Below are 11,569 nucleotides of genomic sequence, written 5' to 3' on the forward strand. Positions count from 1 at the left end.
CGGACAAGTATGGGTTCAAGGCCGAGCCCCCAGTTGATAGTTGAGATAAACCGACGCTGAGGTCTCGGAGTAATCACCAAATGTGTCGTAACCCAGTGTGCCGCCCACGCTCAGATCCGTTGCCAGTTGGTAGCTGACATCGCCACCCAACGTCACTCCGAATCCTGACTTGCTCTCACCGTCATAGTGCGACTGCCCTACCAGCCCCGCGGCTGCCAGCGTATCCAGCGACGATTGCGAATCACCGTCTTCCGGGAACACGTCCGCGTCGTCTTCCTGATAGCTCTGGAAGCCGGGCGCAGCACTGATACGATAGGTCCACTTGTCCTGACGCTGCTGGTAGCTGACCGGGAATGCGAGACTGACGTAGCCCTGGGGGCTGAAATAGCCGCCGTGGCCATACGTGAAGTAACGCAGGTTTTTGTCGAATCCCATGTAGCCGAGATTGACCCCGACCTGCAACTGACGATCCGGCTCATTGATCGGTCGAACGTAAGCCCCCGTATCGAGATTGAACGAATGGTTATCAGCGACGTTTTCCCCCCGATAGACGTAGGCGCCGGCACTGGCGTATGCACCACTTTTACCATCGTCATACTCGATGCCGACTTTGCCGCCGGTTCGCGTTACCGCCCCCCAGGTTTCGCCGGTCAACGGGTCCTTGACGCCCGCATAGGAGAGAACGCTGTCTTTCACCGCACGCCGCTCGGCGGTCACGCTGAGATGGGTGTCCTCGCTGATCTGGGGACGCCAGGTAATCCCGCCCACGACGCTGGATTTTTCAAACCCGAGCGGCGTGCTGCCGATATCGGCGTCGATCGAATCCAGGCGATAGGCGAGCTCCAATCCTACTCCGGCATCGGTGATTGAATCGGGGCGACGTGCGGCTCGCGGCACCGCAGCCAGACGGCTCCCGATGCCCTGCTGAATTCGAGTCAGACTCTCTTCCAAGGCCTCACGTGCCGAGGTAAATTCCTCCGCGTCGAGATTGGAGAAATCGGCATCGAGAACGCTGTCGATATCGCCCAGCAACTGGGAACGCTCCGACGCCGATAGATCGTCAGTGACGACGAATTGCCTCACCGCAGCGCGAAACTGCGACAATTGCGCGTCACTCAACGACGCCGTATCGATGCCAGCTTCAAATAGCGGATTGCGGTCGAGTGCCTGCTGGAAACTTTCGGCAGCCCGCGCCAACTGCAACTGGGTCAGTGGATCACCGGGATTCTGCTGGTCCTGCAGGGCCAGCACCTGATAGCTGTCCGCCGAGTCCTGAATGCTGTCCAGAATCGTCGAGACATCCGACAGCCGAGTTTGCAGCGCTTCCGCTGCTGTCACGAAGGAATTGCTACCGTATCGTTCCCGGGCACTACCGCTCGCTTCTCCCGCGGAAACGTACTCTGGCGACACGGAAACCTCCAACCGCCCACGCTTGAACGGGGCTGCCGAAAACATCATCGTGCTGCCCAACGAGGTCAACTCGCTCAACCCCGACTCACCGTCGCGCTGTCGCAGCGTGGCACTGGGAACCAGCCGCGGTGCCGTTTCGCCGTGTAGTTCCGTCAGCAACCGATCGATTTCCCCCAGAGTCGTGTCGCCCGCGAACTCGGTGCTGACGGAATCATCGGAAACACTCCGACTGCCCGAGCGCGTCGCGCTGATGGCATCCCAGCGGCTACCGCTTACCCGTGCCGCCTGCTGCGTTTGACGGAAAGGATTGCCGCTCATACCCAGTTGGCCCGATGCCATCGCCGTCTGGGGCAATAGCGGGCTTTCTCCGTTCACGGCCAGTTGCTGATCTCGCGCCTGCTCAAGCAGCCGAATCGCCTGCTCGCGATCCCCCTGAGCACGGGCCGTTCGAGCTGCCAGTATCACCAACGAAGGCGAAGAGAGCGGTGCATGTTTGACCAGCAATGTCTCTGCCCGCTGGTCATTACCCTGCTCCAGCGCCGCGTTGACGGCGCCAGCCAGCACTTCATCGTTATCGGGCTGTGTTTCCAACAGATGATCGTAGACGCTCGCGGCAGCATCGGGCATTTCGCCGCTGCTATAGAGCCTGCCAAGTGCCAGCAGCAACTGCGGGTCGTCCGGCGAGGCTTGCAGCGCAGGCTGCAGCACGTCGTAGGCATCGGCGTAGCGCTGCTGCTGGCGAAGCTGATCCGCCTGAGCAACCGCGATGCCACCCGCGGTGCGGGTCAACATCGCACGCTGCTCCGGGGACGACGCCGCAGCGTCCAGGCGCGAAAGCAAGGTTTTGGCTTCTTCGAAATGTCCCGCCTTGGCGAGCACCAGCGCGTGGCCGAGATACGCCGTGGGGGTTTTGGAGATATCGGCCTGAGCCAGATTCCGACGCACCAGCTCCAGCGCCATGCCGGGCTGCCCGGCATCGGCCAACGCCAGTGCCACGCTACCCACGGCATCAGGTGAAGATGGTGGATTGCGATACCATTGATACAGTGTCTCGCGAGCAGAGGGATCACGAGAGGCCATACGCCGCTGAACCGTCGCCAACTGACGCTGAAAGGCGACTCGTCCCTTGAGATCCGCCATCGCTTGCGACGTCCCGCTGCCAGCCGGTATTCGCTGCAACAGCGTATCGGCATCATCCCAGCGCTGCTGCTCGCCGGCCAGCAATGCGCCCGCTTCCAGCGCTTCCGGTGTCGCCTCGTCGCCCAGCAACTGGGACATGACGAAACTGGCCTGATACGGTTTGCCTTCAGCCTGATACAGCCGCGCCAGATCGAGTCGAATCCACGGATCGTCCGGCGCCAGCTCGATCGCCTGACTGAACAGTCGATGTGCCTGGGCGTTATCACCCGCCGAGAAGCGCTGATTGGCCTGCTCACGGAGTGCCTGAGCCTGATCGCGACGCGGATCGCCCAAAGAGGCACGCACCTTCGCAGGCAATTGCTGTGCCAGAGTTTCCGCTTCCTGCCAGCGTTGCTGAGCTCGCAACACACCTACGAGCCCTTGAGTCGCTTCAACGTTGCGCGAGTCTTCGGCCAGCACCTGCCGGTAACGTTGCTCTGCCGCATCGTCATTGCCCTGGCGATGCAATAGATCCGCTTCGAGCAGCCGAGCCGCGCGGCCATCACGGCCACTTTCCCGAGTCAGCGGTGCTACGCGAGTCAATGCCGCCTTGCTCTTGCCGCTCGACGCCAGACGGCGAACTTCCGCCAGCTCCGAATAGAAGCTGGCACTGCGAAACGCGCTCGTCCACTGATCCGCGCGAGAAGGCGCCATCTGTATCGCTTGACCCAACTGATCCCGCGCCTGAGCGAATCGCTGCTGGCGCAACGCTACCAGTCCGAGCCCCGCCAGCGACTCGGCATCTTCCGCGTCGGCGCCCAGGGCCGTGTCGAAGCTGGCCTGCGCCTGCGTCAGCTTGCCATCGTCGAGCGCCTGATATCCTTCGCCGCGAGCTTGCGCCACCGGATCGGTTTCCGGCTCGGCGGCCGTCGCCAGAAAATATTCGCGAACGGCCTGATCATCGGGATAACGCTGCAGATAGCGTTCGTACAGCCCCTGATCGTCCATACCCGCATCCAGCCAAAGTAGGGCCTGACGCCAGGCGGCGCGAGTCGAGGCACTGGGTGCCATCTGACTCAGTTGATCGATCGAGGTGCGCCGAGATTCGGCGCGATAACTCATTACCCGCGCCGATGCCAGTGCCAGCGCTTTGTCGTCAGGAGCGCGCTGATGCAGATCGTCGAGCGCCTTGCTGGCCCGTGACCAGCCCCCATCGGTACCCGCAAGCGTCTCGTAATACTCTGCGGCGAGATCCCAGGGTGGGCCGTCGCTGCCGAATAGCTGATCGTATTCGCGCAGCGCCCCCTGCAGGTTGCCTGCCTTGGCCAGCGCGCGCGCGCGCGCCAGTACCACCGGATCGATATTACGTCGCTCCTTGGCCTGACGCAGACGTTCGACGCGGGAGTCATCGGGTGCGACCTGTTGCAGTCGGCTCAACCATTCGTCTGCGGCCGTTGTATCGTCGTTGTCAATTGCCAACAGTCCTAGCCGGAAGAGCGCCTCCCGATTCTGCGGATCGACCGACAGAATCCGCTCCAGCGACTCCTCCGCGAGATCGACACGCTGGCGGGACTGCCAGAAAGCCGCCTGATCGAATAGCGGTTGCAAGCTATCACCGACCGGCTGCGCCAGTAGCGGCGTGCTCCCGCCCAACATGCCAAGCAACAACAACCCGTACCATCTATCGCGTTTCATCGCTCGACCTCGAACGGTGCCTGTCCCGAAGCCGGGAGATGAATCGTGGACTGGCGCTGCATCGCCCGACGTTTGAGAAGCGGATACAGCACCGCCGTGCATAGAACGAGAGAGGCGATCAGCAACCACATCAGCCACCACGGGCGTTCGCCGAATATCCAGTACCAACGCTGGGGCCACGGCATGTTGCCGACCTGATAGTGATCAGCTACGCGGAAGGCCGATACGCTGCCGTCCCCGTCGATCAAGACGACATCCCCGCGCACCGCCTGGCTGACCCGACGATCGTCCAACGCATCGACCAGACCCGGCAGAGCCTCGGATTCGTCGGCTGTAATGATCACGATGCTGCGACCGGCCTGCCACGGCGACTCCAGGGCCACCAGCGCATCTACATGACGACGGCTCACAAGCGCCCTGCGCAGGGCCCCATGATCGGTACGCCACTGCCCCTGCAACCAGCCCATCGCACGCTGTACCCAGTCAGGATTTCTGACCTTTAGCCCACCGTTATCGATACCGACCCCCCCCTGGCTCAGCAGCGTCTTCATCATCGGCGCCCGGGTCTGCGCAACTACCAGCAGATCCCGGTCGGCGTAACGCGCCACGCCTGGGTTACCCAACCCCACCGCAACGCGATGCATGGCGACACCTGTCGACTCACCCAGACGCGCGGCTAGATTGAGGACGGTCGCCAGTTCGCTATTGTCGGGCTCGGCGGGTAACAGGATCGCGCTATCCGCCAGGTCCGGACGGCGAGTAAACGGGAAGCCCGCGCCTACGAAATAGGAAAGGTTGGGCAGCGTGGCAAAGTGACGTGCCTGACTGAGATCCAGCGTCGATTCCGGTGAAATCTGGCTTAGCGAATCGTTGTCAACCTCATCTCCACGACTGCCTGTTTCGGTGTTTTGAGCGCTATCAGAATCTCCGTCAGAACGACTGTTTGCGTTTCCGCTCGCCGCCAGACACCCGGCGTCATCCTTTGCCTTCAAATTGAAGTAGAGACTCAACGTGTTCTCGCCGTAGATCAGGTAAGGCGGAATGCGAATGATGCCGCCATCACGGCGGGCATCGCCACCCAGCTTTCCCCATAGGCGCTCGATGACACCGGTCTGATTGACGCCCAGCGATCCCAGGTAGGTGCCGTTGAGATTGACGTCGAGCCTGGAGCGCGACTCATCCAGCCAATCGGCATTGGGAAAGGTGTACTTGAGTGCCAGAGGCAAGTTCTGCCCGGGCCAAAGGAATAGATCGGGTGCCGCGCGAAAATTGATATCGATCGCCGGATGCGTAAGCCCAGGGCTCTGCAGGTTCTCCGATGTCGTCAGCGAAGAAAGCGTCACCGGCTTTGCCGAAGATATCCAGTTCGGTGCGCCGCTATCCGCGTATGCCGGCGCCTCGACCCGTTGCATATCATGCTCGATACCGGATAGCCGAGATTGATTGATGACGAAATCGCGCACCGATGCCAGCAACTGAGACGATGAATCGCCATGCAGAATCATCAAGGTGTGCGCAGGGTTCAACGGATTCGGAACCAACCGAATCCCGTTACCAGCCAGTTGAGAGGCATCCAATCCTGCGATCGAATCATTGCCGGTCGCCAGCACGATGGCGTCGGCATCCGGCAGGCTCCCCTGCGATACACGAAATGTCAGTTCCCGAGATCTGGCCCGACTGCCCAGATAAGATGCCAGCAATGTCGACGCTTGCAGCGTCGTTTCACTGGGTCTGGCCGGCAGCACGATCTGCGCCGAGGCCGAAGATAACGCGACGTTGCTATAAAACGGCAATGGGAAATGTGCGAGATCACGCTCTAGCGGCAAGCGTTTCAACGCCAGCTGCAGCAGCGAGCCTTGCCCAACCGTCAGCGCCTGGGAAGAATTCGACGGCGTCAGGCATTGATTCTCGCTTTGTCCGGCAAGCGCGAAATCCAGACGGTTGTGGGTCACCAGCAGCGCCGGCGTTATCGGCAGCTCGAGAGTGAATCGCTCACCCGGTTGACGCTCGAGCATCTGGCTATGCAGCGGCTGGCCATTGAGCGAGACACTGAGTCGCTGCCGCTCGCTCGTTTCACCCTCGGGCATGCGCAGGTCCAGCATCAATGAAGCCTTCGTGGCCAACTCGTCAGCTCGCACCGAGAATGGCACGCCCGCGCGCGCTTGGAGGCCGCTCAGCACGATATCCTTGCCCCCCGTCAACTGGCCCAGCGTTACGCTTTCCCAACGCTCATCGCCTAATGCCCGCGACTCAGAGAGGGCGGACTTCGCGGCCGCCGTGAACGGGTTCGAGGCGGCGGCAGGCAAGAATGGCTTCGACACAGTGGCGTCATTTATCACCGGCATCGAAATGTCTGATCGGCTCATCGCTTGCCGTGACATCGGTTCATTGTCCATGACCAGCTCATCACCCGGCATCAGATCATCACTCAACGCCGAGCGCGCCGTCACCAGCAACAAGGCCGCCAACACCGCCAGCGCCATTAGCCGGCCTGCCGCCCAGAAGGAGCCGGAAGCCTGCGTTTCGCCCGCTGCCATATGACGGCGCTGTTGCCATGAGGTAAAGAACAGCCCGAATACCGACTTGACGACCCACCACAACGAACGCAGTGGATGATCGACATGACCCGGACGTGAAAGCCAGGCATCGGCCCGGCCCATTACCGCACGCACCAGTTGACGCCGTTGCCCGATGTCCAGTCGGCCGAAACTCAGGCGAATCTGGCGTCCGTTCCGATGAATTTCGGTAACCGGGAAGCTCGTGAGCTCGCCGCCCTGACGCAGCTCGATCCACTCAATCGGTTCGCCTGCCGTGTCGCCGACCAGCTCTACCAGCGCGCCACCCATCGAAAGGTTGCGCGTGATCGCGGTCTCGGCGTGGCCATCCGTGCGGTAAGCGACGGTCGGCAGCTCGACGTCGACTCGCACTGTGGCTCGAACCTGGCGCGACTCCCGCGCCACCGCGATGGCAGCCAACAGCATCAGCAGACTGAAACTCGCCCAGAACAGGTTGAGCAGCATGACGTTGCGCTCGATACCGAACGACTCGTTCCAGACCAGTCTCACCACGCCCCAGACGATCGCCACGACCAGCAGGCCGGCGACGATCAGATGTGGCCGCACGATCCGAAAATCGAAGAATCCTTCCGGCAGCAGTCCGCCCTTGTCCGTGACGTTGAACTTACCGCGGCGAGGGCTGACAAGCGTCACCAGCGTGGTCCTGACCAGATGGAACGACAGTACCGTTTCATAGATCTCGGCCCAGAAACTGAACCGATAGCGCCCCTGCAGCAACGAATTGAGCACCAGTGTGTGCGCCAGATGCGGCAGCGCGTAGACGAAGATCATCCCGGCCGACGCCGCGATAATGTTCTGACCGGTCAACAGGTAAGCCAGCGGCGCGGTCAAGAAGACGATACGCGGCAACGCGAACTGGAAATGCAGGATGGCGTTGAGATAGCAGAGCCGCTGCATTATCGATAGCCCGCGTCCGAAAAGCGGGTTGTCGAGGCGCAGGATCTGGGTCATGCCGCGGGCCCAGCGCATCCGCTGGCCGATGTGCAACGACAACCGCTCGGTCGCCAGCCCCGCCGCCAATGGCACGCCAAGATAGGCCGTCTTCCAGCCAAGCCGCTGCAGCTTGAGCGCCGTATGCGCATCTTCGGTGACGGTCTCGACGGCAAAGCCGCCAATCTCTTCGAGTGCCGCGCGACGGATCACAGCGCAGGACCCGCAAAAGAACGTGGCGTTCCAGTAGTCGTTGCCTTTCTGTATCAGACCGTAGAACAGCTCATCTTCGCTGGGCATGCGCTCGCCGACGCTCAGATTGCGCTCGAACGGATCCGGTGAATAGAAGTGGTGCGGGGTCTGAACCAGGGCCAGATTCTCATCAGCGAGAAAGCTACCTACCGTCATCTGCAGAAAGCCGCGGGTCGTGACGTGATCGCAGTCGAAGATGCAGACCAGGTCACCCTGGGTCAGCGTCATGGCGTGATTGAGATTGCCGGCCTTGGCGTGGAGATTGTCATTTCGAGTGATGTAACCCACCCCGGCGGCAGCCGCAAACGCGGCAAAGGTTTCCCGGCGACCATCGTCGAGGAGATAGATCCTGAGCTTGTCTCGCGGATAATCCAGATTCTGCGCCGCCAGTACCGTATCTTGAACGATCTGCAGACTCTCGTTGTAAGTCGGGATATAGACATCGACACTCGGCCAACACGCTACATCGGCGGGAAGCGGCACGACCTTGCGTTCCAGCGGCCATGCGTTCTGGATATAGCCGAGGATCAGAATGACCCAGGCGTAAAGTTCTGCCGCGAAAAGTCCATAACCGAGCACCGCCTCCAACCAGCTTTGAAACACCAGCGTTTCTGTCGCGCGCCAATAGAGATAGCGAGTCGAGATCGCCGCCGAGAGCAGGAGCAGAAAGATCGCGATGGGTTTGGAGCTCGCCCGCAAGCGCAGCGATACCAGCATCGCCACGACCGTGATCAGCCCGAACAAACCCTGCTGCGAGACAGACATGGGTGTGGTCACCGTCAGCAGCACGATCGGCAGCACGCCCAGCAAGACCACCACAGCAATCAGCATGGATAGTCGTGAGCTTCGTCCGTTCGAGCGCTGGCTCGGGCCGCCATTGTTACGCTGAGAGTGATCGATACTCATGATTGGAACCGCTCTCTCTCGTTCGAGGTCGACCCACCCGAACCCTGGTCACCCGAATCCGGTCCAGCCGATGACATGCCACTGAACCGAAGCGGGAATCGCTGTGCCAGCGCCCGCGCGGTTTCTTCGATATCGCGCGCGGCGGCGCTGAACGGCGCCTGTTCGAACAAGCTACGCTGTTCCGCCAATGCCTCGGCGATGGCTTCATCGCGATGCACCGAGCCCACCAGGACCGGCGCCAGTCGGCTCAGCATCAGTTCGGTGATTTCGCGTTTGAGCTGCGCGCGGGTGTCGACCTGATTGAGCAGGTAGCCGACCCGCCCTTCTTCGCCGGCGCGGCGCAGACTCCCGACCTGAGATTCCAGACGGGGCAATAACGCCACGGAGCCCGAATCTGCCATCAACACCAGCAGATTGAGATCGGCATCATCGATCAATGTCGACGCAGAACTGATCCGCGCCGCATGGGAATCCACCAGGATCAGCGTGTTGGGACCCTGAGCTAGTGCTCGCAAGCGACGCGACAGTTCACCGGGAAGCGCTTGCATTGCCTGGAAGCGGCCCCACTGCGTATCGGATGCCATCCCGAAAGGCAGCAACTCGAGCCCTTCCGTCAGCCCTATCAGACAATGCCGCCAGTCGCCGGCCGAATCGAACCGATCGATCAAGCCGCGCTCGTCAGCCACCGGGAACTGAAAATGCAGCCTCAGCGCGTTCTGCGGGTCCAGATCTACCACCACGACCCGATAGCCAAGCTGTTGCAAGGCCACACCGAGATTGGCGCACAGTGTGGTGCGACCAACGCCGCCTTTCGGCGAGAGCAGATTGATCAGCGTCATGACGAAACCCTCTGCAACACGCTGGCCAGCGACGCTTCCTGCCCGGTCTCCTCGTTTTCAGCAGTATGTCGGGACAACCGAAGATATCGTGAGCTACCGGCGTGATCGGCCGCTCGATGAATCAACGAGGGCAACATGAAAGCGTCATCGCGGGAGCTAGCACGACTCGATTTCTCGACCGGCGCGTCTCCGGCAACTCGCCCTGTCACCGTCTCCTCGGACCCTGGGCATTCCAAGCCAGGACTCACGGATCCCCGTCCCACCGAGGCTGAGTCCACCGAAACCGGGGTTGTCGAAATAGAGGCTGCCGAAGTGACGCACTCAGGCGCCAGTTGCCTCAATAACCGCCAATGGGAGCCCGCCAGTGCAGTGGCCAAGCCATCGCCGGTAAAGCATTGATAGCCTGCATCGACGACACCGTTAGTCGCCAGCAGCTTTGCAACATCCTGGGGAAGCGTCACTTGGGTACCCTGCGTCGATCCGTTGTCAGGTCGCGAAGCCAGCCAATAACAGCCAAGCCTTTGTAGCGATGCGTAACGGAAGCAGTCTATTTGGTGACTTTAGGTAACATCAAGAATGGTTTTGTATCTCGCTCTTTTGGTATGAGTTTTCTCATACCACCCCCCACCTCTATAGCCATGCGGCTTTCTGCTTGATGGCGATGAAAAAACGCAGCCGGTACATCAAAAATTTCTCAAATGAGGCTAAAGCGAATCCGGGTAGCGCCGATAACTGGAACAACGGCGACGGAGCCGTTGCAGCAAGGTCCGGCAACACCTGCCATGAGCGCAGCGGATCAGGCCTAAGGTTGCGGTCTCTTTAGAGAAGCGCCCTCTTACCCGAGATAAGGAATCACGACAATGGCAGTTATCAATACCAACATCACCTCCCTGATCGGTCAGAACAACCTGAACAAGTCTCAGGGTGATCTGCAAACCGCTATGGAGCGTCTGTCTTCCGGCCTGCGCATCAACAGCGCCAAGGATGATGCGGCCGGTCAGGCCATCGCCAACCGCATGACCTCAACGGTCACAGGTCTGACTCAGGCCAGCCGTAACGCCAACGACGGTATCTCTCTGTCTCAGACCGCTGAAGGCTCGCTGGATCAGATCAACGACAACCTGCAGCGCATTCGTGAACTGACCGTCCAGGCCCAGAACGGCACCAACAGCGCTCAGGACATCGACTCCATCCAGAAGGAAGTCAACCAGCGTCTGGAAGAGATCAACCGCGTCACCGAGCAGACTTCGTTCAACGGAACCAACGTATTCAAGACTAATACGAGCAGTTCCTCCTTCAGCATTCAAGTTGGTGCGAAGGATAACGAAACCATCAGCATCACCATCGGCGGCGCGAGCGCTTCTGGTACCTCCAGCACCGCCACCAGCGGCTGGAACATGTACACCAGCGGCGCAACTGCAGCCGCAGCATCTGTCAACGGTGAGGCTCGCGCTGTCAGCACCAACGGCTTCGACGTGCTCGCCAGCGGTGCACTGTCCATTCTGGACAACAAGCTCAACAACGTCGACAACGAGCGTAGTAACCTCGGTGCGGTCCAGAACCGTTTCGAGACCGCCATCGACAATATCACCACGACGTCAACCAACCTGTCTGCCGCACGTTCGCGCATCGAAGACGCCGACTATGCGGTCGAAGTCTCCAACATGACGCGAGCCAACATCCTGCAGCAGGCCGGTACCTCGGTCCTGGCCCAGGCCAACCAGTCCCCGCAGAGCGTACTCTCACTGCTCGGATAAGCGTTAGTAAGCGGTAAAGGAGGCCGGCATATGCCGGCCTTTTTACGTTAAGTTTCGCGACGATAAAAGGCTTGGAGTGACATCA

The 11,569-nt window shown here is 60.7% G+C and carries 4 protein-coding genes; 1 reads left to right on the plus strand and 3 read right to left on the minus strand.

Annotation, left to right across the window (positions count from 1 at the left end):
* Positions 1-15: 15 nt before the first annotated feature.
* The 3 genes from DOM36_RS04805 to bcsQ form a co-directional block, all read right to left on the minus strand.
* Positions 16-4,224 carry a cellulose biosynthesis protein BcsC gene (locus tag DOM36_RS04805; RefSeq protein ID WP_198651195.1) on the minus strand — a complete coding sequence of 1,403 codons (4,209 nt, stop codon included), beginning with the start codon at positions 4,222-4,224 and terminating at the stop codon, positions 16-18.
* The gene (bcsA, locus tag DOM36_RS04810; RefSeq protein ID WP_198651196.1) at positions 4,221-8,813 is read right to left on the minus strand and encodes a UDP-forming cellulose synthase catalytic subunit; all 4,593 of its coding nucleotides are present in this window, start codon (positions 8,811-8,813) and stop codon (positions 4,221-4,223) included. Before bcsA ends, DOM36_RS04805 begins: the two co-directional genes overlap by 4 nt.
* Positions 8,814-8,884: 71 nt before the next feature.
* The gene (gene bcsQ / locus DOM36_RS04815; protein WP_110641599.1) at positions 8,885-9,727 is read right to left on the minus strand and encodes a cellulose biosynthesis protein BcsQ; all 843 of its coding nucleotides are present in this window, start codon (positions 9,725-9,727) and stop codon (positions 8,885-8,887) included.
* A gap of 860 nt (positions 9,728-10,587) precedes the next feature.
* Here bcsQ and DOM36_RS04820 point away from each other — a divergent pair.
* Positions 10,588-11,484: a flagellin gene (locus DOM36_RS04820; protein ID WP_110641601.1), complete on the plus strand. Its 897-nt coding sequence runs from the start codon at positions 10,588-10,590 to the stop codon at positions 11,482-11,484.
* Positions 11,485-11,569: the final 85 nt, after the last annotated feature.

This window comes from Salinicola sp. CPA57, from assembly GCF_003206035.1.
Taxonomy (GTDB): domain Bacteria; phylum Pseudomonadota; class Gammaproteobacteria; order Pseudomonadales; family Halomonadaceae; genus Salinicola; species Salinicola socius.